The sequence below is a fragment of the Actinoallomurus sp. NBC_01490 genome (assembly GCF_036227085.1).
In the GTDB taxonomy this organism is placed as follows: domain Bacteria; phylum Actinomycetota; class Actinomycetes; order Streptosporangiales; family Streptosporangiaceae; genus Actinoallomurus; species Actinoallomurus oryzae.
In genome coordinates this window covers 7,474,985-7,499,374 of the sequence record NZ_CP109433.1, presented here as the reverse complement: position 1 = coordinate 7,499,374, position 24,390 = coordinate 7,474,985, and the positions used below count along the sequence as shown (strand labels likewise).

Below are 24,390 nucleotides of genomic sequence, written 5' to 3'. Positions count from 1 at the left end.
GTTGAATTGACAGACCCCCGTGCTCAGAACGGCGAGAGACGCAGCATTCTGGGCTCTGAGGCGTCTCTGGAGTATGAACACTGACGTGACGGCTCCCGTGCGGACACCGGCGGACGTGGGTGAGTTGTATCGCGAGCATGCCCTCGGGCTGATCCGGTTGGCGATGCTCATGGTGGGTGATGTCCCAACCGCCGAGGACGTGGTCCAGGAAGCGTTTCTGGGTCTGCACAGCAAACGGAAAGGTTTGCGTGACCCGGCGGCAGCGTTGGGGTATCTGCGGTCGGCGGTGCTGAATCGCTGTCGTTCGGTCCTGCGGCGACGGGCGGTGGCCGGCCGGTTCCGCCAGCCGTACCAGCCTCCGGCATCCTCGGCCGAGGATCGCGCGATCGATGAGCAGGATCGGCGGAAGGTTCTGGCCGCGATCGGCCGTCTTTCCCGCAGGCAGCGCGAAATCCTGGCCCTGCGCTTCTACTGCGACCTGCCCGAAGAGCAGATCGCCCGCACGCTGAAGATCAGCCGCGGCACGGTGTCAGCCACCACATCACGAGCCCTCACCGCCCTCGCCGAACTTCTTGGGGAGAAGTCATGAACATCGAAGACCGCGTCCGCGACGCCTACACCCTCGTCGACGACTGGGGCCCCGCTGTCGCCCCGCCACTACGCCGTTCCATGCGCCGTACGGCACGCCGCCGCATGCTCCGGCTCGCCGTGCCGCTGACGGCGGTCACGACCATATCCGCCGGCGTACTGATCGCGGCTGTGGTAGACACCCCACCCGGCAATCGCATGCAGAAACCCACGCACTCCGCATCCGCGGGCCCGGCGCCCAGCGTGATGTCCCCGATCGCCATGATGCGGCCCGAACGCGACGATCAGGTGCAGATCTTCCTTTGCAACTTCGACCCCAACCTTGATGATCCTGCTTATAAGCACTGGTGCCACCGGCGGTCCGTCACACCGGCCCAGCGCGCCGCGGTCGCCCGGGATCTGAAGAAGCGGGCAGAGGTGCGCGACAGCGTCTATATCTCAGCGAGACAGGCATATGCCAGGGCCAAGAAGCGCTTCGCGCATACCGAATTTGGCGACACCCTGACGGTGAGTGACTTCCCGGCCTCATTCACAGTGACGGTCCGTAGACCGGCCGATGACGAGGCGATCGTCAAGGCGTTCACGGGAAAACCTGGGGTGTATCTGGTGCTGACACGTACATCGCCATCCCGTACACCTTGACGCATCGTCGAGCACTCACGAACCAAACGCACATGCCTTCGTCCTCAGCAAGTCGTTCCTGCTGGGAAGCAGGTGACGACGATGGCCGACGAACGAGACCCAATGCGTTCTTCTGACCGCTGTGTCCGCCTCGTGACCGTGATCAGTGTCGTGCTGCTTGCTGTGATCGCGGCTGTGGTGAGCTTTGGCCATATGCGCGAGTTCGCGCTCCGGCACGGCGAGGCGCGGTGGAGCGCGACGCTCATCGCGCTCAGTGTGGATGGGATGGTCGTTGCGGCATCCATGTCTGTCCTGCTGGCCAGCAAGATGGGCAGGTCTTTGGAGCCGCGTCGCGACGAAGCAGCCTCCGCCTCCGGAGCCGGACGACCGTTGCTTGCTCAGCGAGGGCGGCAGTGAGAATCGCCCGGACGAAGCCGCACCCACCCGCAGGGCGTCCTGACCTGCGACTCTCTGGGAGGTCCTGGGGTAACGAAGCTGCGGATTAAAAGTCCACAGCCCTACGGCACGCTCGTGTCGGAGCACACCTACAGCTACGACCCGAACGGAAACAAAACCCAAGACGTCACCAAGAAAATGAACGCCGACAATCATGCGGCGTACCTCAACACCACCACCAACTACACCTACGACCCCCTCGACCGCATCGCCCAGGTCACCAAAACCGGCGACGACACCGAAACCGAAACCTATATCCATGACGCCAACAACGATGTCGTCTCCCAAACCATCAAGGGTGTCACGACAGCATTCAATTACGACCGAAACCGGCTCCTCACCTCCATCACGGGTGGCACGACCGAGAACTATAACTATGACCCATTCGGCCGCCTCGACACCGTCACCGCCGCTGGCAAGGTCATCGAACGCAACACCTACGACGGCTTCGACCGCATCGCCGAAGATGAGCAGCAGAACTCGACCGGCGCCCTGATCGCGACGAAGTACACCTACGACCCACTCGACCGAACTGTCTCCAAGACCACCACGATCATCTCGTCAGAGTAGTTGTAGATACGGATGGCCGGCAGGGTGGCGATTCTGGTGTCGTCGTCGCCACGGAACACCATCTCTTTTGGGATGTGCAGCGTCACGTCTGGGTGCGCGCCGATCAGTTGACTTCGGGTGTGAAGTTGAGGACGCCCGTCGGTAAGGTCGTCCGGGTCATCCATGTGTCTCGGCGACCTGGACACCCTGTAGTTCGCGACCTAACGGTCGCCGACTTCCACACTTTCTATGTTTCGGTGGGTGATAAACTGGTATTCGTCCACAACAACAACTGTCGGGTCAATGGCCTGCCGCATGGCAAGTTGGGTGAACTGGCTACCCGTCGTGCATTGTTGGCGGGCAGGCTACAAGAATCCTATTAAGGAGGTTCAGTTCCTTAATAGTAAAGGTCGGCCATTCCGCGCGGACTGGGTTGCGCAGGAAGCGGATGGTAACTGGATAGCGTTCGACGCAAAGACGGGCCCTGGATTCGAGATCAGTGATAACCAAAAGCTTGGATATCCTGAACTCCAGAAAGGTGGAGCCGTGTTGAATAGTGACAAGCTTTCCCAATATGGCCTCTTGACACCGTCGTCAAAATGGAAGTTCAGTTGGATATCTGGAGTTGTCCGGTATGCAATCCATAGAGCAAGAATCGCTCGCCGCCCTCGAAGCGCGTCTTGTGAAGTCGGGCTGGGGGTGGCGGCCGGAAGGACATCCTGGGCTCTTCATAAGGTCAATTTCTTCGGACATATCCTTTCAGGTGTGGCTGGACGTGTCCGTCGAGGCGGATGGATCCTTGTTGATCCGGCCAACGGTCTCAGTGCGGCATTCGGAGATCGGCCGGCTGGAGCCGCGATTCCTGGGGTCACCTCAGAGTCCTTACCTCGCGACCATCGGCCGCAGTCTAGATACTCTTCTGTATGATCACGGGAGAATGGTCGGAAACGAATGGACCGTTCGCACGCCGAGTGACATTGATGGAGTATCTGCGGCCATCTACGCGGATATCGGAGCGTATGGGTTTCCCTTCCTTGAATCGTTGGCCACGCTCGACGATATCGTGGCCCATCTGAGTGAGAGTGTCGGTCCGGACGATCGAGACAGAAAGCTGTCGATCGGATACATGCTGCTTGGTCGAGACCATGAAGCGAAGGTGGTGCTAAATAGGCTTGCGGCACGCGCGCGTGAGCACGGGCCTCTGATGGCCGAACAAACGCAACGCTTTCTCTCCTCCTTTTTGCAGTATTTCAAAATGGATCAGACTGTCGGCGACTATGGATTCGATCCACCTTGTCGGTGAGGTGACCGCGTGGGATCAGGGTCGTGGGCCTTTTCGTGCGGGGGCGACGAGGCGCTGCCGTCCCAGCCGCGTGAGGAAAATCCGCTCGTTGACGCCAGCCAGACGGTTGGCAGGGTCTGATACGAATGACGCCGGCCGGCGCGACATATACGGGATCAACCGCGACTTCGAGGAGCGCTAGCCGCTCGCGTACGTCGAGGAGATGGAGGCGGCATCTGCCCCGGGCCTCCACGAGGAGGCCCGGGGTCATGCCCTCCGGCGCTGGGGCGAGGTCACCTCGTGTAGGGCTCGCCGATGTAACTGAGGGAGGTCTAGGATTCCCGTCCTACGGATGGACGGCCCGATCTTCAGGCGAGTGGGCAATCACGGGTGATGATGAATGGTCGAGACGAATCCTGAGGTCACTCCGGCGTCGTTGGACTCGCTCACGGATCTCGGCGAGGTGGTCCGGTTGTACGGACCGCGGTTCCAGAACGAACCGGCTGTGGTGTACCGGGAGATCAGGCGCAAGCACGGGCCGGTGGCGCCGGTTCTGCTCGAGAGTGATGTGCCGGCATGGCTCGTGCTCGGATACCGCGAGGTGCTCCACGTCACGAGCAATCCGCAGATCTTCGGACGTGACTCCCGGCGATGGAACGCCTGGGCGGCCGTCCCCGCCGACTGGGCGATCCGGCCGTACGCCGAATACCAGCCGTGCTCGGTGTTCACCGAGGGGGACGAGCATCGGCGACGTGGTGGCGCGCTCAGCGACGCCCTCGCGGCGGTCGACCAGTTCGAACTCCGGCACGACGTCGAGCGCATCGCCGACGGGCTCATCGACTTCTTCGCCAGCAGCGGCAAGGCCGACTTGATGACGCAGTACGCGCTGCGCCTGCCCGTGCTGGCCATCGCGCGGCTGTTCGGCCTGCCCGATGCCGAGGCGCCGACCCTGGCCGCGGACATCGCCACCTCGGCCGACGAGGGCGAGGAGGCCGTACGGGCGCATCAGCGGGTGGTCGCCCGGATGCGGCGGCTCGTCGAGGAGAAGCAGGAGCGGCCCGGCCCGGACTACCCGTCCCGCCTGCTGGCCCATCCCGCGGGCCTGCCGCCGGAGGAGATTCCGACGGATCTGTTCCTGACGATGGGCGCGGCACAGCTCACGACCGCGGACTGGATGGGCAACACGCTGCGGCTGATGCTCACCGACGACCGGTTCTCGCTGAACCTGTCCGGTGGCCGCCGAAGTGTCGGCCAGGCGCTGAATGAGGTTCTGTGGGAGGAGACGCCGACGCAGAACTTCGTCGGCCGGTGGGCCATCCAGGACACGCGGCTGGCCGGCCAGCACATCCGCAAGGGCGACGCAGTCGTACTCGGGCTGGCGGCGGCCAACACCGATCCGCAGGTACGGCCCGCCTCGTACGCGCGCACGTCCGGCAACCATGCCTACATGTCGTTCAGCCACGGCCTCCACGGGTGCCCGCAGCCCGCACGCGAGATCGCCGAGGCCATCGTCGAGACCGCCATCGAGGTACTGCTCGACCGGCTCCCGCACATCGCGCTGGCGGTACCGGAGAACGAGCTCCAATGGCGCCCGTCCGTGTGGATGCGCGGCCTGATCTCACTACCGGTCGTTTTCAGCCCGATGTGACGTCGCCTGATCGGTTCGGCGTCACCGACGTCATCGCCGACCCGAACCTCGACGCGGAGGCCGAACAGCAGGTCGGCTGCGCCGACGGCACTCTCACCGCCACCGACTACCGCGACCCGCTCCTGGCGGCCGGCTTCACCACCGTCACCATCACGCCAACCCACCAGGCCGCGCCCGGACTGGAGCGCCATCCCGTTCACCGGGAACGACGCGCAACAATCGGGTAGGACGAGCGCGGCGCAGCCGACGCAGTTGGTCCATCCGGCGTGACGTGTACAGGAAAGCCCCCATCCGCCGACGTCCTAACCTCGATCCACCGATTAACAGCCGTGTCAGAGGCCGGACATGAGGGCGCGGATTTCCTCTGACCTGGGATGATGGGACTTCCTACGGTTCCACATCCGCGGTTGGAGAGAACACCCGCGAGATGCAAGGGTGAAACTTCCAGCAGGACGGGATCTCATCTCGGCGGCCCGCGTCGGGAGGATCGCGGGGTCATCTTCCGGCGGGCCAAGGACGTCCATGACGATGTCGCTGAGCGGGAGGGGAGAGTCAGCGGCGCAGACGATGTCAACCCGATCCATATGACCCATGTCACACGATAGCCGGTCAGGGGTGAGAACGTCTCGTCGCTCCTGTGTACCAGCTCCGACGCTGGAAAGGACGCCAGCGAGATCGCAAGTGGGCATTCTCCAGTACCCCGTGACGGGCCAGCCGGCCATCTGCCTGCGTCAGCGTCCCGGCGACGACGCAGGCACGGGCGTCAATCGCAGGTCAGCGGCAAGATGAGTGGTAGGGCGCCCGGGGCTCGAACCCGGAACCTAGGGTTAAAAGTCCACAGCTGCGGAGTAATTACCGGCGTCGAAGGGCCGTGTCGATTTCCGAAGTCACTCGCCGCGCGCCGGCGTGGACGATCGCCGCACCTCAGCGTCTTGCTCGGTCCGAGACGGCGGAAGTGCCGTAGCCCTGTGCCCTGACCTCCAGGTTCCCGGGAGACGGTTCGCCTCGGGGACAGGAGATCGTCACGGTCCGCTGCTCTCCGGGCAGCAACCACAGGTAGTTCTCGGAGTACCGGGCGGGCAGTACCCGGTCTCCCGATCGATGGTCTCGTAGTGACAGCCGTACCATCGGCGCGACGACGTCGCCGGCGTTGCGTACGGTCACCGTGATCGTCAGGCGGCCGTCACGTCCGGCGCGAGCATGGCCCCGGGTGAGGCGCAAGACGGCTCCGGACAGCTTGGTCAGCGCCTGGAGGTCCTTGGGCTCGACGCAGCGCCAGTAGGTGTTCTCGGACAGCGTCGTCCCGTCGGCGCCCGTGAGGCGCAGCCGGACCAGGTGCAGGGGGTGGTCGCCGCTCGGCTGGGCGACGGTGAAGGCGGACGCCGTCGACGAGGCGGCGATGTCGACGGTCCGCCGTTGGGGTGTTACCAGCCGCCGGCCGGACAGGTCCAGCACTTCGGCGTCGACGACCGCCGCGCGCAGTTCATCGGCGGTGTGGTTGACCGCGATCACGTTCCAGTGCTGTGGGTCGGCTTGTACGTGGTGGGCCTCGCAGCCGGCGCGGGCGCCGTAGTAGCTGCCGTTGACGTCGAGGTCGTAGTCATAGGTCTGCCACACGGTGCTGTGCCAGGCCGGGTTGGACATCCACAGCAGCAGGCCGCTTGCGTCCTTCCACAGGTTGGCGTTCCATGCCTCGAACATCGCACGCATGGACTCGAAGTTGACCAGCTGTGCCTTGGCACAGAACTCCTCCAGGCTGGAGGACTCGCCCAGGCGTTCGTCGATCGCCGCCTTGTAGTTCTGCGGGTACTGGTTTCCGCGAGTAGACCAGTCGTGGTAGTTCCACACCGTGCCGATGGGCCATCCGCTCTCGTCGCCGACCAGGTTGCGCATGCTCTCGACGACCGACACGGTGGGGATGCCTATCTCGGTGTGGAAGCCGAAAGTGTCGGCGGCGTAAGTCTGCGGCAGGTAGTACTGCTTGGGGTCGATCCAGGCGTACGGCCCGCTCCCGCTGACGACACCGGCCGCCGAGTTGCTGATGTAGCGCACGCCGGGATGCTCCTCGGCGACGGCCTTCCTGGCGCCCTCGTCGATCTCGCCCGAAGGGGTGCCCTCGTTGGCACCGCACCACACCGCGATGCACGGGTGTGATCGGTACCGCCGCACGGTGTCGCGTACGTGGTCGAGGTAGAGCGCGTGGTCCGGCGGGTCGAGGAACCAGGCGTTCCAGAAGTCGTTCCACACCAGCAGGCCGTTCTCATCGCAACGGGCGTAGAACTCCTCGCGGTTGCTGCTGCCGAGCCAGTTGCGGATCATCGTGAAGTTCATGTCACGGTGCATCTCGACCACGGCCTCCATCCGGCCGCCCCCCATGCGGCGCAGCAATTCGTCCCAGCCCCAGTTGCCGCCGCGGCACATGATCTTCACGCCGTTGACACTGATCTGCAGTTGGTGAGGCCGGTTGTCGACGGCTTGGACGTCGGTCCACTTCTCGCCGTCGTCGGAGACCTGGATCGTGAAGGTCAGGGCGTACGCGACCTCCCAGACCAAGGTGATCCGGTCGAAGGTTCGTGTCTTGCCCAGGTCCACTTGGATCCACTGGTCGTCGGAGTAGGCGGACGACCAGCGGGTCTGGGAGTCGCCGTCCACCGCGGCCGAGGCGGGATGGTCGGCGGTGTCGGTGGAAGAGGCCGAGGCGTCGCCGTGCAGGGCGAGGTCGGTCTGGGGCTGCGCGCTGTCGATGACGGACAGCGTCCACAGGGAGACGCCGTAGCCCGTGGCGCGACGACCGGCCTGAACACGGACGTAGCGGGCCTGCTGCGTGGGGATGTCGACGGTCTGCTCGACGCGGTTGGCGCCCGGTTCGAAGGTGATGGGGTTGTCGGAGGCGTACTGCAATTGGCGCAACCCGACCCGTACGGTGCGCCGGTCACTCGTGACGGCGCTGACCGAGGCGGAGACCCGCAGGTCGTGCAGCGTGGGATCGCCATAGCCGTTCGGCCACCACAGGGCCGGGTCGGACAGGCGCAGGGCGGAGAACTCATCCGGGGAGAAGACCGCCTCGGCGCTCTTCCCGCCGTCGATCGGGATGTTCTTGCGAACGCGGACGTCGCCGAGCCGGACCTGGACCGTCACCGTGCGCCTGCCCGCGGCCGTGTTGCGGATCGGCACGGTGAGGGTGACGTCGGCGCGGGAGCGTTCCGGCAGATCGGGGAGCACGGTGTCCACCCGCGGATCGCCGATGACGGCCGGGCCGGTGGAGCGCAGCCGCACATGGTTCCAGACGCCCATGACGCGGTCGCGTACCGCGGGCATCCAATCCCAGCCGGACATCGCCAGGTAGGTGGGGCCGTTGCGCATCATCATGCTGGAGCCCGCGTCGGCGTAGGGGACGCCGTCCGGACCCTTGTCACCAGGATTGCCCGGATAGGGCATGGGATCGATGCGGACGGCCAGCACGTGCTGCCCGCCGCGCCGGAGCTGGGCGGTGACGTCGAAGGCGCCGCGCGCGGACGGGTGGGTGAGCTCGCCCACCTTGGCTCCGTCAAGCCAGATCTCGGCGTGGTGGTTGACGCCGTCCAGTTCCAGCCAGACGTGGTCATGGCCGCGGTCGCCGAAACCGCGCGGGACGTCGAAGACGCGGCGGTACCACCAGGAATTGCGGCTGAGCGCCTCGGGAACGCGGAGGTTGTCGAGGCCCCGCACGGGATCGGGCAGGTGGCCCTCCTCCACCAGCGAGGCCAGCACCGTGCCCGGCACCTGACCGCGCAACCAGCGCGAGGTGTCCACCCCGGGAGACGACAGCCGCGATCCGTCACCGGTGCCGGCGAACCCCTCAAGGGTGAGGTTCCAGCCCGACTCGATCGGCACGGTGCCGTCGTCCGCGACGTCGAGCGGGGGAACCGGCCGGGCGCCGCTCGTCCACTCGGTCCATCCCGACGCCGGTGGACGGTGGGCCGGCGCGGTGCCGAGGACCTGGAAGGAGTTCAGACCCAGCGGGTTCGGATTGGACAGTCCGGTGCCGACCATGCGGATCCACCGCGTCGTGACGGGCTGGTCGAGGACCACCTCGACGGTGCCCCCCTTGCCCGTGGTGCCCTCCTTGACCGACTTCCACGTTTTTCCGTCAGCTGAGACCTCGACGCGGAAGCGGGTGGCGTAGCTGGACAGGACCTCCCATCCTGTCGTGTTCACGCGCGGGTTGACGTCGTCGGCGGGCTTGAACACGACGTCGCCCTCGGCCGCCTCGAAGACGAAGACGACCGATGTGACCCGGCACGGTCCCTGCAGGTCGACGGCCACCCACTGCGGGGTGTCGGTGTCGGCCGCCCGCCATCCGCTGCCGCGGGGTCCGCTGCTCGCCATGCGGTCGACGACGAAGTGGCCGGGAGCGGGCGCGTAAGCGGTGGAGGAGACCTGTACGGGGCGGTAGAGCGCCAGGTCGGCGACGGGCGCCTGGCCTCCCGCCCCCGAGGTGGCGGGCGACGCGACCGCCTTGTCCTCGAACGCCCCGAACAAACTGACGCTCGCAAGCACAGTGGCGCCCGTGCGCAGCACGTCGCGGCGCGTCAGCCGTGCTCTCTCCCGCGTGCCCTCAGTGTGGTCGTCGAGCATCGGGGCTCCTTGGTCCGGTGCGGAGGCACGTCAATACAGTCGAGTGAAGATGACATCGTTGTCATAGGCTGCGCATAGTTTTGACCTCAGGACTCACCCTCGTCAAGAGGCCGCCGACAGGCGATGAGTCGGCCGATGGTCACCGAAAGGACCTACAGGCCGAGAGTCGCTCGGCCGATGACGCGCGTCCCGCCGGCCCGGGCGCCCGCGAACCGACGGCCGACGACCGCAGAGAAGTGTGGCCCTTCCACAGTGATCCAACCGGTCGACGGCACGCTGACCTCCTCGTTCGTGCTCCCGGCCGTATCGCCGGGAGCACGAGCGCGCCACATCCCGGAGGAGGAAACCCGAAGGCCCCGAGGTCCGACAGCAGGCCGCGACGGAGGGTTGACAGACGAATCCAGCGCGCCTGACACTGATCAACTGCTGTCAACGTTGTCACCCCATCCTTGCCGGCCCGAGCGTCAGCCGCGGGCCGCGCGAACTCCCAGAGCTGTCGGAACCTCCCCCGCCAAGGAGCCTCGGTCGTGGCCCAACCCCCTCGCCGCCTCTCCCGGAGGCGCTGTTCTCGACACCCTGTACCCGTTTCGGTGGCGGCATTGGCGAGCATCGTCCTGTCCCTGTTCCCCGCGCAGAGCGCGTCGGCCGAGGCCGCGCCGCCTCCCGCCGGACGCGGCACCTTCGCGACATCGTTCGAGCCGGGCAACCCGGCCCCCGACTGGCAGAGCACACCGGACGGCGGCCACGACAGCCACCGAACGGCGGGCGTGTACCCCGACACCGGCGCCGGGCTACCCGGTTCGGCGATGTCCGCGGTGACGGGCGTCACGGCGAGTGACGAGATCCTGCCCGACCACGGCGCGGCACGTGCCACCGACGGCGACGTCAACACCATCTGGCAGGCCGCGAGCCGGTCGCCCTCGTTGTCGGTCGCTTTCACCGAACCCACCCGGATCGAGAGCTACGCCATGACCTCGGCGTCCGACTGGCCCGAGCGGGATCCCCAGTCCTGGCGGCTGGAGGGCTCGACCGATGGCCAGACCTGGCAGACGGTGGACACCGAGAGCGGTCAGCGGTTCGGTCAGCGCTCGCAGACGAGGATCTTCGCCGTCCGGCACGCGGGCGCGTATTCCCACTACCGACTGGCGATCTCCGCCAATCAGGGCGACGGTCATACGCAGCTCGCCGAACTGGCACTCGGCGGGGCGCCGTCGGAGGACGCCGGAATGACGGCCGCGATCGGGGACGGCCCCTCGTCGAGCCCCACGGCCAAGACGCACGTCGGCTTCACCGGAACGCACGCTCTCCACTACGCAGGCTGGCAGCTCACCGACCACGGCAGGGCGTACGACAAGATTTACCAGGTCTCCCTGCCGGTACGCCGTGACAGCCGGTTGTCGTACAAGATCTTTCCGGAGTTCACGGGCAAGGACCTGGCGTACCCGAGTACGTACGTCGCGGTCGATTTGGCCTTCAGCGATGGCACCTATCTCAGTGAACTCAATGCCACCGACCAGAACGGCAAGGGCCTGAGCCCGCAGGCGCAGGGAGAGTCGAAGGTACTGCACACCGACCAGTGGAACGCGGTGGTCGCTGACATCGGCCGGGTCGCGGTCGGCAAGACCGTCACCCGCATCATGGTCGGCTACGACAACTCCTCCGGTCCCGGGCGTTTCGCCGGCTGGTTGGACGACATCGACATAGGATCGGCGCCGCCGGCGGGCGACTGCGCCCACCCGTCGACGTGTGTCATCACCACTCGCGGCACCAACTCCACAGGCGACTATTCGCGCGGCAACGACATCCCGGCCGCTGCGCTTCCGCACGGCTTCAACTTCTGGACTCCGGTCACCGATGCGGGCAGCACCGGGATCATCTACGCGTACCAGAAGGGCAACAACGCCGCGAACAAGCCGGAGATCCAGGCGTTCTCCGTCAGCCACGAGCCCAGCATCTGGGTCGCCGATCATCAGACGTTCCAGGTGATGCCGTCCACGTCCGCCGTCCCGGCGACGGCCGACCGAGCCGCCCGCGCGCTCGCGTTCAGCCACGACCATGAGACCGCTCGCGCCGACTACTACGGCGTGACCTTCGACAACGGCCTGCACGGGGAGATCACGCCGACCGATCACGCCGCCGTGATGCGGTTCAGCTTTCCCTCCGGCCAGAACAGTCTGATCTTCGACAACGTCAACGACAACGGCGGTCTGACGATCGACCGTGCGCACGGAGTGGTCAGCGGCTACTCCGATGTCGCGGGGTTCTGGGGCGCGCCCCGCATGTTCGTCTACGCGACCTTCGACCGGCCGATGACCGGTAGCGGCCCGCTGACCGGCGGCGGTGGGGCGAACGTCTCCGGATACGCGGGCTTCTCCCTGGGCGCGGACCACCGGCTGACCATGCGCATCGCAACATCCTTCATCAGTGTCGACCAGGCGAAGCACAACCTCGGACTCGAGGTCGGCAACGCCGGGTTCGACCAGGTGCACGCCGTGGCACAGCGGACCTGGGATGAGGCACTGGGCGTGATCAGGCCGGACGGTGCGAGCCAGGACCAGCTCATAACGCTCTACTCCAGTCTCTACCGCCTGAACCTGTACCCGAACGAGCTGTTCGAGAACACCGGCACACAGGCCGCTCCCGACTATCGCTACGCCAGCCCGTATCGGCCGGCCACCGGCCATGCGACCTCCACGACCACCGGAGCCGCGGTAATGAAGGGCAAGCCGTACGCCAACGAGGGTTTCTGGGACACATACCGGACTGCCTGGTCGCTGGACTCGCTGCTCTATCCGAAGCTGACCGGCGAGATGATCGACGGGTTCGTGCAGCAGTACCGGGACGGTGGCTGGATCGGGCAGTGGACGGCGCCCGGCTATCTCGGATTCAGCGGCACCAACTCGGACGTGGCCATCGCCGACGCCTATCTGCGCGGGGTGACCAACTTCGACGTCCGCAAGGCGTACGAGGCCGCGATCAAGAACGCCACCATCCCGTCGTCCGGGCTGACCGGCCGTCCCGACGTGGCGCATTCGACCTTCCTGGGCTACACCCCGCAGACGACCGGGTCCAGCGCGTCGGTATCGCTGGAGGACTACCTCGCCGACTACGGCATCTCCCAAATGTCACTGAAGCTGTACCGGACCAGCGCGGCGGACGACGTCCACCGGCGTGAGTATCTGGACAATTACCGGTACTTTCGCGATCGGGCCCAGCACTACGTCGAGCTGTTCGATAAGTCCACCGGCTTCTTCCAGCCCCGCAACGCCGACGGCAGCTGGGAGCACACGCCCGGCACGTACAACCCGCTGGACTGGAACGCCACCGATTACACCGAGGGCGACGGATGGACGTATGCCTTCGCCGTTCCCGAGGACGGTAACGGCCTGGCCAACCTCTACGGCGGCCGGGCCGCCCTCGCCGACAAGCTCGACGAGTTCTTCGCCACACCGGAGACCGCGCAGTACGGCGGAGGCTGGGGTGGCCCCTACCACGAGATGTTCGAGTCCCGGGACGACCAGATCGGGCAGTGGGCCTTCAATGACCAGCCGTCAATGCACGTGCCCTACATGTACGACTACGTGGGGCAGCCGGCCAAGGCCGCAGCGCACATACGGGACGCGCTCGGCCGGCTCTTCACCGGCAGCACGATCGGTCAGGGCTACCCCGGTGACGAGGACAACGGTTCCATGTCGGCGTTCTACATCGACAACGCGCTCGGGCTCTACCCGCTACAGCAAGGCTCGCCTACGTTCGCCATTGGATCGCCCCTGTACGACCGAGTCACCATCCGCCCGGCCGGCGGGCGTACGTTGACCATCACCGCACACCACAACTCAAACCGCAACATCTACGTCCAGTCGATGCGGATCAACGGCAAGAGCTGGGACAAGACCTATGTCCAGCACGCCGATCTGACCCGCGGTGGACACATCGATCTCCAGATGGGCCCGCGCGCCTCAGCCTGGGGTACCGCGCCTTCGGCCGCGCCCCCGTCGCTGACCACCGGTTCCAAGGCCGCGAACCCGCCGGTCGACCAGACCGGTCCCGGGAGCGGAACGGCGACGACGAATGACGGCACCGACCCGGGCGCACTGTTCGACAACGACTCGAACACCGCGGTCGCCTTCCCGGCCGGACCGGAATCCGTCACCTATCGGTTCGACCGACCGCACCCCATCGCCCAATACACGCTCACCAGCGCCGCCCAACCCGGCGGTGACCCGGCGGCCTGGAAGGTCAGCGTTTCCACCGACGGCACTCACTGGACAGAGGTGGACCGCAGAAGTGGCGAGCGGTTCGCTTGGCGCCAGCAGACGCGGGCCTTCACGCCGAGTGATGTGACCGGCAGCTACCAGTACGTTCGGTTCGATTTCGACCCGCCGGCAGACGACCACGGGCTGAGACTGTCCGAGGTGGAGTTGCTCGCTAAGCGTTGATCACGTTCTATTCGAGACCCTCACTTATGACATCGATGTCAGGGATGAAGATGAGGAGACGATTCCATGCCGCGTAGTGGCTGGCCCGCTCATTGTTTCCGAGCCCCCGGGAGCAGTCGCCGGCGTGCTCGCGTCGGCCCGGTGACGGCCGTTCTGGCCGCGGCGGTGCTCGGTATCGACGCCCTCGCGCCGGGAGCCCTCGCGAGCACCCCACCGCATTCCGGACAGGGCGCCGGCATCCGGCAGGCACCGGTAGTGACGAGCGTCGTCCCCGATGAGCGCCTGAACGCCGCCTGGCGTGCGTTCGGTGACAGCGGCGGAGGCTGGACCAACCATCGCGGCTGGGCAGCCTCGGACGGCACGTATTCGGCGACGCTGCCGGGTCGGCGCGTCGCATGGCTCCTCAACGACACCTTCCTCGGCCCGGTGAACGCCGACGAGAGCCTGCCGAAAGACGCGGGCTTCGTGCACAACACCATCGTCACGGCCGGACGTGACGGGCTTCCCGAGACCACGTTGACCGGAGGGACGCACGACGCACCGCAGTCGCTCATCGGCGAGACGCCGTCGGCGCCGCCGTGGGATCCCTCGGGGACGAACGACACCTGGTACTGGAACGGCGACGGCATCATGGACGGCGGCAAGCTGCGACTGTTCGAGTACGCCCAGGTCCCCACGGACGACCCGCCGCCGTGGAACTTCACATGGGTCAGGACCGACATCGCCTCCTTCTCGCACGACCTGCGCAATGCGAAGGTGACCCACGGCTACGACGAGGGCAACGTCTCGTGGGGCGTCGAGCTGACGCGCGTCGGCGGCTACATCTACATCTATGGCGTCGAGTCGGGTCACATGCACGTCGCGCGTGCCCGCGTCGGCCACCTCGTCGATCGCTCGTGGGAGTTCTACACCGGCTCCGGCTGGTCGCACGACTCGACCGCGTCGGCGCGCGTGACCGACAACGTCGGGGCCTCCTACAGCGTTACCGAGGTGAACGGCTACTACGTCCTCACCACATCCGACGCCTATCTCGGTCACGACATCTACGTGGCGACCGCGCCGACACCCGTCGGTCCATTCACGAACCGGACCGACGTGTACACGGCCCCCGAGGGCGGCGGCGACATCTACGCGCCGTACAACATCGCAGCGCACCCGGAGCTGAGCCGCCCCGGCGAGCTGGTGATCTCCTACAACGTCAACAGCCAGAAGATCGACGACCTGTACGCGAACATCAACAACAACCGCGCCCGCTTCCTCGACCTGCGCTTCGGGCGGTAGGGCACCGACCTGGACGACGGGGGAGCATCGGTCATCGAAGCGATGCCCTCCTGCTGCGGATGACCGCCGCCGGCGACACGCCACGAGTGAGAGCGTCAGGACTTCAGGAGCTGGACGCCACGCTGCACCAGATGAGTGGGGATCACGGTCTCTGACGGCCAGGAGGTGTCCCCACCGATCCGCTCGAACAGCCGGAGGGCGGCGGCGCGGCCGAGTTCCTGAACGTCGTACGCGATCACGGTCAGCGGGCGCGGCATCAGTGTGGCCAGTTCGAAGTCGTCGAAGCCCAGCAGCGCGGCGTCGCTGTCGCGGCGGTACAGCTCCTGGATCGCGCCGACGGTGCTCCGGTTGTTGCCGGTGAAGAAGGCGGTGGGCGGGTCGGCGCCGTCGAGCATGGTGGCGACGGCGTGGGCGGCCTCATCGGGGTTCGTGACGCCGACCTTGACCAGTGTGTCGTCATAGGGGATGCCCGCCTCGGCCAGCGCCGAGCGCACGCCGGTCAGCCGTTCACGTGCGGTGTAGATGACCGGGGAGTCGATGACGACTCCGATACGGCGGTGTCCGTCCTTCAGCAGGTCCACGATGCCGGCCCGAGCACCCGCCGCGTTGTCGATGACAACGCTGTCGGCCAGGATGCCCGACGGGGGACGGTCCAGGAAGACCATCCGCATGCCCATCTCGACCTCAGGTCGGGTGTAGGAGTGGTCGGAGCCGGCGGGCACGATGATCATGCCGTCCACTCGACGCTGGCACAGTTGGAGGAACTGGCGTTGCTCCAGGTCGGGGTTCTCTTCGGAGCTGACGGTGATCAGCTGGGTGTCGTGGGTGCGCGCGATGTTGGCCACCGTCGCCGCGATCGTGGAGTAGAACGGGTTGGCCAGGTCCTCGATGATCAGCCCGATGGTCGCGGTCTGCCGGCCGGAGCGCAGTGAGCTGGCCATGGTGTTGCGGCGAAACCCGAGCTTGCTGACCGCCGCGAGCACCTGGTCGGCCAGTTCGGCGCGCACGCCCGGCTCGTTGTTGATGACACGGGACACCGTCTTTGGGCTGACTCCGGCGGCGGCCGCCACATCTGAGATCGTTGGCCTGCGTGGCCTGTCCTGCTTGTCCACCAGAGCCCTTCTGCCAGAGGTCGCTCAGCCCTGTTCGTCGCCCCGAACTTCGGCGGGTTGACGGCTGCCCGACAGCATAGCCCGCCTAGTGAGACATCGTTATCAGCAATGCGTCGACCGTCATCCGTCCACGTGAAGGGTCAACGGTCGAGTGCGCTGGAGAGTTCCGCCCCAAAGATCGCCAGGTCAGAGCCGCTTCTCCGTCGCCATTGGTGCGACCGGGAAGGGCGGGACCCGGCCGCAGGAAGATTACGACGATGCTTCCATCGGTGACAACGTTGTCTAGCTCTGGTGACGCTTGTACCGCAACACCGTGTGGAGCGCCCCCGGGTTGGTCGGAGGCCCTGATACCTGGAAGGGCGCCGCGTCGAGGGCGCCCTGGTGCAGGCCACCGACGGCGGGCGGCATCGAGACCGGGCGCAGTGATTCCGATATATAGCCGTCATCGCCACCCGCAGGCGACTGGAGCGACGAGCACCTGATCCGCGCACTTCAGGTCGCCGGCCTCCCGCCAAGGTCGAGCATCAGCGGCGGGCGTGTCGGCTTTCGCTGTGCCGCAGCGGTATACCTTGTTGTCGATCCTGGTGGTCGGTGGGTTATTCGCGCGTTCCCGCCAGCGAGATCGGCGTGGGGCGTGTCGCGGTGAGGCTCGTCCACACGCTCGTCGCGCCGACGACCAGGAACGCTCCGAGGACGGTAAGCCAGAAGACGCCCCACGGCATCACCACCGTGCCCGCGACCCCGCTGATGCCGATCAGCGTGGCCAGCGCCGCGAGCCAGCCGAGCCCGAGGCCGGTCACGGTGACGACGGACGATTCGAGCAACGCGGTGGCGATCACCTGTCCCCGGCCGAACCCGGTCAGCCGTGCGACCGCGAACTCGCGCCGCCGTTCCCCTGCGGCGATGACGACCGCGTTCACCACCGCGATCATCGCGTAGAGCGCGGCCAGCCCCATGACCACCTTCATCACGCCGGCGTTGAGGGTGTCCTGCGCGCTGTCATTTTCGGCGATCCAGTCGTCCACGGTGGACACCGGCTGCGGCAGCGCGGCGGCCACGGCGCCGGCGTCGGCGCCCGGCTGTAGCCGCACGATCGACCGGGCCGGCCCGAGGGCGGCAGGCGGGACGAGATCGCGCGGCAGCAGGTACTCCGGGCCACCGTTGAGCTTCGGCGGCAACACCGCCACCACGCGCGGGGTGATCTCCCGGCCTCCGACACGGATCCGGACGGTGGAGCCGAGATCGCCACCCGCCGCTGCGACGGCGAGCCCGTGCAGGTCGGCGTACGACCCGGCGACGAGCCGCTGCCGGTGCGCCTGCTGGTAGGCGGCCGGGTCGATGGCGAGCGCCTCCACGTCGTCGGTCTCCTCGTCGCCGTACGAGACGGTGGTGACCTTGATCGACAGGGTGTATTCCGCGGACGCGCTCGCCACGCCGGGTGTGCCGGGCGCCACCGGTCCCGCCGCGACGAGGTCACCGTGCACGTCGTCGGCCAGTTGCCGTTGCGCGCCTGCGGAAAGCGTGTCGAACGTGCCGGCCAGCCCGATCACGAGCGCGACCAGTATCAGGAGTGGTGCCGCGGTGGACGCACTGCGGCGGACGCCGTCGCGCAGGTTCGCCCGCGCGAGCCTGCCGAGGGTCGTTGTGCCCGCGAGGCTTCCGGTGACCCTGCCGACCAGCGGCACGACGACCGGGCTCAACGCGCTCAGCCCGAGGGCGAGCGCGAGCGTGGAGTTGATCGACAGCGGGATCGCCCCGTTGGGGCTGTCCACAGCGGTCGAGATCGACATTAGTGTGATCGCCACGGCGAGCAGCAGGATTCCGGCGAACCACCGGGAGAGCGTCATGACCTTGGCGGCCGCCCCGGTCTCCCGCAGCGCTTCCAGCGGACGCACCCGCGACGCCCGGCGTGAGGCGGCGAGCACCCCTAGCTGCGCGACACCGATGCCGATTCCCGCTGAGACGTAAAGGATCCAGCCGTGCCATTCGGCGCTGAACGAATCCGGTAGGAACCCGAGACTCGCGAGCAGCGAGGTCTGCGCGCTCATCGCGACCAGCCCGACGGGCACGCCGAGGACCGTGCCGAGGGCGCCGAGCAGGAGCGCCTCGGACAGCAGCAGCCGTCGCACCTGCCCGCGGCTGCCGCCGATGAGGCGGAGAAGCGCCAGATCGCGGCGCCGCTGGGCGATGGTGAACGCGAACGTGGAACTGACAATGAAGATCGCGAGGAACGTCGAGACCCCGAGCGCCAGCCCGAGTACCGCGATCGCCTCACCGTGGTCCCCGGCGGACACGACGATCAGCAGCGAGGACTGCACGAGCGCGACGCCGAGCGTCACGGTGATGATCGCCCCGACGAACAGCTGCCAGCGTTCCCGGAACGTGGCGACGGACAGGCTGAGCATCAGTCCTCCAGTACGGCGAGCCTGTCGGCGACCTGGCGTGTGGACGGACGGGTCAGGTGGTCGACGATGCGCCCGTCGGATAGGAACAGCACCGAATCGGCGCGGGCCGCCGCCGCGGGGTCGTGGGTGACCATCACGATGGTCTGCCCGGAGTCGTCGGCGAGCGAGCGCAGCAGGCCGAGCACCGTGCGCGCGGAGCGGGAGTCCAGCGCGCCGGTCGGCTCGTCGGCGAACAGCACCGATGGCCGCGTGATCATGGCGCGGGCGATCGCGACGCGCTGTTGCTGACCGCCGGAAAGCTCGCGCGGTCGGTGCCGCAATCGCTCGCCGAGGCCGACCTCGCTGAGGATCGCACGCACCTCCTTCGTGGATACCTTGCGGCCCGCCAGCCGCAGCGGCAGCGCGACGTTCTGCTCGGCGGTCAACGAGCCGACGAGGTTGAAGCTTTGGAACACGAACCCGATTTCCTTACGCCGCAACGCGGTGAGCTCGCGCTCGGAGGCGGCGGTCAGCTCGCGGTCGCCGAGCAGCACCTGGCCGCTGGTGGGACGCTCGAGGCCGGCGGCGCAGTGCAGGAGCGTGGACTTGCCCGAGCCGGATGGTCCCATCACGGCAGTCCACGTGCCCCGCGCGAAACCGATACCGACGCCGTCGAGGGCGCGGACGCGTGCCTGTTTGCTGCCGTATTCCCGAACCACGTCACGGAGTTCGACTGCGACGTCCACGTGTGTTTCGGTCGTGATCATCCAATGTTCCTTCGTCTTTTGTCGGTAGGGAGAAGCTACGGAACTGATCCGGCTCGGGACATCACCTCGCGGTGGTCACTTGGTGTAGCTCGCTCGGGGGAAGCGACGAGGGCTCGTCGTGGGTAGTCGCGGAGCACGCGATCCGCAGCATCCATGTATTTGATGGCACCGCCCACTCGACTGCTGTTGTGGGTGATCCAGCTGGCCCGCACCCTGTTGATCGCCTTCGGCGATCGGGCGGACCGGTTCGCGTTCTTGATCCGGGAGCGTCACCCATGCCTCGAATTCCGGGCCGCTGTGCAGTTCGGCCCACTCCCGGTGCACGAAGTTCTCCGGGAGCGACCGTGTCGTCCGGCCGGCCCATCCCAGATGGCTTTATTCCGCCACGCACAGAACGGCGAGGGCCGCCGGGTAGTCCTGCCGGGTCCTGGTCTCATCCATCAGCGCCCGGAATTCGGCGGTCACCGGCTCTGGCTCGGCGGGCCCCGCGTCGGCGGCGAGAACGGTCAGCGCGCGGTGGAGGTGCCTCCGTTCGGTGTCCGTGGCGATCTGGCCGAGGTACCGCCCGAACGGTACTCGCGCCTCGAAGGATTCGGCGCACGCCACGGCCGCCCTCAGCAGCGCTGTGAACGCGTCGACGAACTGGAAGTCCTGGAATCAGGTACCTCCGCATGTTCTCCGACGGAGCCTCTCCTCGCGGGCGCGGCGGATCCAGCCGCGCAAGCCGCATAACACCCGGTATCCACACTTCGGGGGAACCCTCATCTTTGAGGAACTGGGGAGGTGGAGATCACCCTCGGCCGCACGCGCTGATACGCCCAAACGCGACCACAGCGCACCGCTCTACACGTGGCGTTGACACCGGAGGGAGGTAACACGAGCAGGACTCGATGCCACAGCCGAAGCTGGGCATCGAGCGGGCGCTCTGTCATGCCGAGAATCTTCGGGCATGTACAAATAGTGTGTCCGAGGGGGGACCGCATCCGACCGCACATGGCCCGAATGGGGCCCGTTCCGTGAAACACACAAAATTCTAATCGGTTCCTAGCGTCCGATTATATCTCGGGGTCGGGTCCAGATGGAGCGGATGGAGACATTCAGGAGTACCCTATTCCGCTCCTTTCCGTGCGTGTCCTGCGGGAAGCTCTTGGTGAGCGCAGGGTTCAAGCCCTGCGGTTTATCCTGCTTGCGTTTTCTCGGTGTCGTAGCGTGGGGGCGATGATGACAGGTACGGACCAGACGCGGCTGATCGTGTTGCGCGGAAATTCGGCATCTGGCAAGTCTGCCATCGCCGCTCACCTGCGGCAGCGCTTCGGTCGGGGCCTGGCGATCGTGGCCCAGGACAATCTGCGCCGGATCGTCTTGCGCGAACGTGACATCCCGGGCGGTGCGAATATCGGCCTGATCGATACCGTTGCCCGATATTCACTGGATGCCGGCTATCACACGGTCGTGGAAGGCATTCTGTACGCCGACCGGTACGGTGCAATGCTCACCCAGCTTCTCGCTGATCATCGCGGCACCAGCTGCGCCTACTACCTGGACGTCCCCTTCGACGAGACTCTGCGCCGTCACGCGACCAAGCCGCAGGCCGGTGAGTACGGCGAAGTGGAGATGCGTACCTGGTACCGGCCGCTGGACGTTCTCGCCGGCGGAGTCGAGACGGTGATCGGCGCGGACAGCCCGCTCGGCCAAACGGTGGAACAGATCATGCTCGACTCCGGCCTGGCCGGCCTGCACACCACCAGCCACTGATCATGTTGGTGTAAGGAGTTGTTTGCGTATCTTGGGATCTTCTGGTGGCGTGATCGGTCCCTCGCATTCGGCGAGGTCCGGGTCGTTCATCGCCATCTTGAGCAGGTCGCTGACGGCTTGGCCTTGTGCCTGTTCGCGGGCGAGTTTGGTTTGTCGTGCCTGGTAGTTCAGTGTCAAAACGATGCCGACGAGTGCCAGCACCGAGATGATCGCGGATGCTGCGCCGTAGGTCTGGTGGATGAAGCTCAGCCGCTCCCGTGCCCTGGTGGCGCTATGGAAGATCCCCAGCGCGATCGGCGAGATGCCGATCAAGGCGACGGCCACTACGGCGATGAGGAGCAAGAGGATCGTGGTGAGTGCGCCGTGGCGGTGACCTGCCCTTCGAGGCATGCCGCTTCGTTGAACCTTGGTCGGTTATCGAACCTGGGGCATCAGTGGCATGATCTCGCGGGCGAAGTAGCGGACGAGCGGCTCTGCCGGTTCCCATAGTTCGGCGATCTCACGGATAGCCTGCCGGACCACCGACGTGCTGCCCGGCTCGCTGATCTCGGCGGTCGGCATGGCGCTGGTGTTCATCCCCGCGACCATGGCGGCCATCGGCGGGGTCGCTCCGGAGCAGGGCGGGCTGGCTTCCGGCATCGTCAACACCACCTACCAGATCGGCCGGCTACGAACTCGTCGGTTCTGAGACGCCAAGCCGCTCCGGAGACGAGCGGAGCAATAGGAGACAGCGATGAACACGCCGGTCAGGCTCGGCATCTTCGGCCTCGGACTGGCGGCGGTGTTCGGCGCGGCGCTCGGGGCCGGTCACCTGGCCGGCCCCGTCGGGGCCGCAGAGAAACCGCACACCGCACACGGCGACGACCACGCAGGAATGGAGAGCGGTATGGACCACGACACCATGGGCCACGGCGGTCACGGCGCGACGGGCAGTGCTCAGCCCGGTGGGCTGCTCGTCTCCGACAAGGGGTACACCCTGACCACGGTGCCCGACGCGACCGGCGCGTTCGCGTTCCGGATCACCAGGCCGGACGGGCGGGCGGTCACGGCGCTCGACACGCAGCACGACAAGCGGATGCACCTCATCGTCGTCCGCCGCGACCTGTCCGGGTTCCGGCATGTGCACCCGACGATGGACACCGACGGCACCTGGCGGGTCGCCTCCCCGCTGAGCGGGCCGGGCGCCTACCGCGCGTTCGCCGATTTCAAGCCCACCGGCGCCGGCCCACTGACCCTCGGCATCGACACCGCGGTCGCGCGCAACGGAACGCCCAGGCCACTGCCCGCACCGGCGACGACCGTGACCGTCGACGGCTACACCGTCACCCGCAAAGGCACCCTTGTCGCGGGGCGGGGGAGCCGGCTCGACCTGACGGTCTCCCGGGACGGCCGCCCGGTCACCGATCTGCAGCCCTACCTCGCCGCGTACGGGCACCTCGTGGCGCTGCGCCAAGGCGACCTGGCCTACCTCCACATCCACCCCGACGGCGAGCCCGGCGACGGGAAGACCACACCGGGCCCGACCGTCACCTTCCACGCCGAGGCACCGTCCGACGGCGCCTACCGTCTCTATCTGGACTTCCAGCACGACGGCACGGTCCACACTGCCGAGTTCACCGTCGTGGCCGACGCGGCCACCCGCCACTAGATCGGGAAAGGGTCACGAGCACCACTAATAGCACGGCACCTGATCGGGTGGAGTTGGCGATCGCGGGATGACGTGCGCGCGCGGCGCGGATCGAGAAGCGGCTGAGCAAGCTGGACGGCGTCACCGCGACCGTCAACTACGCCACCGAGAAGGCCAGCGTCTCGACATCACCCCCGGACGACCTGATCGCCCAGGTGGAGAAACGCGGCGGACGCGGAGGACGCCGCCGTACGGTCCGCTGCGCGAGCGGCCCATCGTCAGCGCCGTGCCGGCCGTCCCGGTGATCCTGCTCGCCATGGTCCCGGCGCTGCAGTTCCGGTACTGGCAGTGGGCGTCGCTGACCCTGGCGGCCCTGTTGCTGGTGTGGAGGCGCTGCCGTTCCACCGCACGGCGTACAAGAACCTCAAACTCGGCGCGGCGACGATGGACACCCTCGTGTCGCTGGGCACGATCGCGGCGTTCGGCTGGTCGCTGTACGCGCTGTTCTTCGGCACCGCTGGCGAGCCGGCATGCGACACCCGTTCACCTGCACGATCGAAGGCACCTCCGGAGCGAGACAGATCTATCTGGAGGTCGCCGCCGGGGTTACGGTGTTCATCCTGGCCGGCCGCTACTTCGAGGCCCGTTCCAAGCGGCGCGCCGGTGCTGCGCTGCGGGCCCTGCTGGAGATGGGTGCCAAGGACCAATACAAGATCCGCCGAAAAAAGGTAACCGCAGGTCAGGGACCTATTGAGTGGTAGGGAGCCCGGGGCTGTTCTGCAGGACGGGGCCCTTGCGGATGCCTTGGGGCAGCGGGGCTTGCTCGGTGTACGGGGTGAAGGGGGCCCAGCCCTTGATGGCGAACTTGTTCCCCTCGCGTGCCACTTCCGCGGCTCCGTGCTGACCCTTACCTCCGGAGCGGACCGTGCGGTATTCGTCGGTGACATGCTGCACAGCCCGGTCCAGATCCTCGACCCCGCCTCCAACAGCTGCTTCTGCGAGGACGCCGCAGCCGCCCGCGCCACCCGCCGCAAGGTACTGGGCTGGGCGGCCGACAACAACGCGCTCTCATCCCATACTTCCGTCGGGCTTTCCGGGAAGAAGGTGTCGGGCGTCATTTCGACCGAACCGTAGTATTCCCAGACTCGGGTGATGGTGACGTTCCCGAGCGTGATCTGGGGCATGAGACATTCTCGGAATCGGAGAGCATTTCCTCGGACCCTACGAGCGGCCTTCGTACGCGCGGTATCCGTAACGTGACTGC

19 protein-coding genes and 2 pseudogenes are annotated in these 24,390 nt (G+C 66.8%); 15 read left to right on the top strand and 6 right to left on the bottom strand.

Annotated elements, in window-relative coordinates; all coding sequences use genetic code 11:
* Positions 1-73 precede the first annotated feature (73 nt).
* The 8 genes and pseudogenes from OG417_RS34655 (at position 74) to OG417_RS34625 (ending at position 5,371) form a co-directional block, all read left to right on the top strand.
* Positions 74-589, top strand: a complete 516-nt coding sequence (locus tag OG417_RS34655; protein ID WP_329237775.1) for a SigE family RNA polymerase sigma factor — start codon at positions 74-76, stop codon at positions 587-589.
* The gene (locus tag OG417_RS34650; protein WP_329237772.1) at positions 586-1,230 is read left to right on the top strand and encodes a permease-like cell division protein FtsX; all 645 of its coding nucleotides are present in this window, start codon (positions 586-588) and stop codon (positions 1,228-1,230) included. Before OG417_RS34655 ends, OG417_RS34650 begins: the two co-directional genes overlap by 4 nt.
* A gap of 81 nt (positions 1,231-1,311) precedes the next feature.
* Positions 1,312-1,626 carry a DUF2637 domain-containing protein gene (locus OG417_RS34645; RefSeq protein ID WP_329237768.1) on the top strand — a complete coding sequence of 105 codons (315 nt, stop codon included), beginning with the start codon at positions 1,312-1,314 and terminating at the stop codon, positions 1,624-1,626.
* A gap of 114 nt (positions 1,627-1,740) precedes the next feature.
* Positions 1,741-2,235, top strand: coding sequence for a hypothetical protein (locus tag OG417_RS34640; protein ID WP_329237766.1), 495 nt, complete (start codon positions 1,741-1,743; stop codon positions 2,233-2,235).
* A gap of 38 nt (positions 2,236-2,273) precedes the next feature.
* Positions 2,274-2,597: pseudogene (locus OG417_RS54525) on the top strand (polymorphic toxin-type HINT domain-containing protein); the annotation flags it as partial.
* Between the two features lie 554 nt (positions 2,598-3,151).
* Complete coding sequence (locus OG417_RS34635; protein WP_329237763.1) at positions 3,152-3,517, top strand: hypothetical protein; 366 nt, start codon at positions 3,152-3,154, stop codon at positions 3,515-3,517.
* 379 nt (positions 3,518-3,896) lie between these two features.
* The gene (locus OG417_RS34630) at positions 3,897-5,144 is read left to right on the top strand and encodes a cytochrome P450 (protein WP_329237760.1); all 1,248 of its coding nucleotides are present in this window, start codon (positions 3,897-3,899) and stop codon (positions 5,142-5,144) included.
* Positions 5,141-5,371, top strand: a complete 231-nt coding sequence (locus OG417_RS34625) for a hypothetical protein (RefSeq protein ID WP_329237757.1) — start codon at positions 5,141-5,143, stop codon at positions 5,369-5,371. The genes OG417_RS34630 and OG417_RS34625 overlap by 4 nt, the downstream gene beginning before the upstream one ends.
* 697 nt (positions 5,372-6,068) lie before the next feature.
* On the opposite strand, the gene OG417_RS34620 is transcribed toward OG417_RS34625, so the two are convergent.
* Positions 6,069-9,761, bottom strand: a complete 3,693-nt coding sequence (locus tag OG417_RS34620) for a discoidin domain-containing protein (RefSeq protein WP_329237754.1) — start codon at positions 9,759-9,761, stop codon at positions 6,069-6,071.
* 599 nt (positions 9,762-10,360) lie between these two features.
* Here OG417_RS34620 and OG417_RS34615 point away from each other — a divergent pair.
* Entirely contained in the window at positions 10,361-14,200 is a 3,840-nt protein-coding gene (locus OG417_RS34615; RefSeq protein WP_329237749.1) for a GH92 family glycosyl hydrolase, read from the top strand.
* A gap of 141 nt (positions 14,201-14,341) precedes the next feature.
* Positions 14,342-15,481: a DUF5005 domain-containing protein gene (locus OG417_RS34610; RefSeq protein ID WP_329237746.1), complete on the top strand. Its 1,140-nt coding sequence runs from the start codon at positions 14,342-14,344 to the stop codon at positions 15,479-15,481.
* A gap of 95 nt (positions 15,482-15,576) precedes the next feature.
* Here OG417_RS34610 and OG417_RS34605 read toward each other — a convergent pair whose 3' ends face one another.
* The 4 genes from OG417_RS34605 to OG417_RS34590 all read right to left on the bottom strand — a co-directional run bounded on the left by OG417_RS34605 (position 15,577) and on the right by OG417_RS34590 (position 20,350).
* Positions 15,577-16,551: a LacI family DNA-binding transcriptional regulator gene (locus OG417_RS34605; RefSeq protein ID WP_329237743.1), complete on the bottom strand. Its 975-nt coding sequence runs from the start codon at positions 16,549-16,551 to the stop codon at positions 15,577-15,579.
* A 638-nt stretch (positions 16,552-17,189) separates the two neighbouring features.
* The gene (locus OG417_RS34600) at positions 17,190-18,998 is read right to left on the bottom strand and encodes an ABC transporter permease (protein ID WP_329237740.1); all 1,809 of its coding nucleotides are present in this window, start codon (positions 18,996-18,998) and stop codon (positions 17,190-17,192) included.
* Positions 18,998-19,744 (bottom strand): ABC transporter ATP-binding protein, encoded by a 747-nt coding sequence (locus tag OG417_RS34595; protein ID WP_329237738.1) that lies wholly within the window; start codon positions 19,742-19,744, stop codon positions 18,998-19,000. Before OG417_RS34595 ends, OG417_RS34600 begins: the two co-directional genes overlap by 1 nt.
* A 375-nt stretch (positions 19,745-20,119) precedes the next feature.
* Positions 20,120-20,350 carry a hypothetical protein gene (locus tag OG417_RS34590; protein WP_329237735.1) on the bottom strand — a complete coding sequence of 77 codons (231 nt, stop codon included), beginning with the start codon at positions 20,348-20,350 and terminating at the stop codon, positions 20,120-20,122.
* A gap of 612 nt (positions 20,351-20,962) precedes the next feature.
* On the opposite strand from OG417_RS34590, the gene OG417_RS34585 reads away from it, so the two are divergent.
* Positions 20,963-21,499 carry an AAA family ATPase gene (locus OG417_RS34585; protein WP_329237732.1) on the top strand — a complete coding sequence of 179 codons (537 nt, stop codon included), beginning with the start codon at positions 20,963-20,965 and terminating at the stop codon, positions 21,497-21,499.
* Here the strand turns inward: OG417_RS34585 and OG417_RS34580 are convergent, their stop codons facing one another.
* Positions 21,500-21,841, bottom strand: a complete 342-nt coding sequence (locus OG417_RS34580; RefSeq protein WP_329237729.1) for a DUF6082 family protein — start codon at positions 21,839-21,841, stop codon at positions 21,500-21,502.
* A gap of 184 nt (positions 21,842-22,025) precedes the next feature.
* Between OG417_RS34580 and OG417_RS34575 the strand changes: the two genes are divergently transcribed.
* From OG417_RS34575 to OG417_RS34560, 4 genes and pseudogenes are all read left to right on the top strand, one after another.
* Positions 22,026-22,187 carry a hypothetical protein gene (locus OG417_RS34575; protein WP_329237726.1) on the top strand — a complete coding sequence of 54 codons (162 nt, stop codon included), beginning with the start codon at positions 22,026-22,028 and terminating at the stop codon, positions 22,185-22,187.
* A 45-nt stretch (positions 22,188-22,232) separates the two neighbouring features.
* A complete protein-coding gene (locus tag OG417_RS34570; protein ID WP_329237724.1) occupies positions 22,233-23,147 on the top strand; it encodes a hypothetical protein in 915 nt (304 codons plus the stop codon).
* Positions 23,148-23,236: 89 nt separating this feature from the next.
* Positions 23,237-23,845, top strand: a pseudogene (locus OG417_RS34565) (heavy metal translocating P-type ATPase); the annotation flags it as partial.
* 226 nt (positions 23,846-24,071) lie between these two features.
* Positions 24,072-24,260 (top strand): hypothetical protein, encoded by a 189-nt coding sequence (locus tag OG417_RS34560; protein WP_329237720.1) that lies wholly within the window; start codon positions 24,072-24,074, stop codon positions 24,258-24,260.
* Positions 24,261-24,390 lie beyond the last annotated feature (130 nt).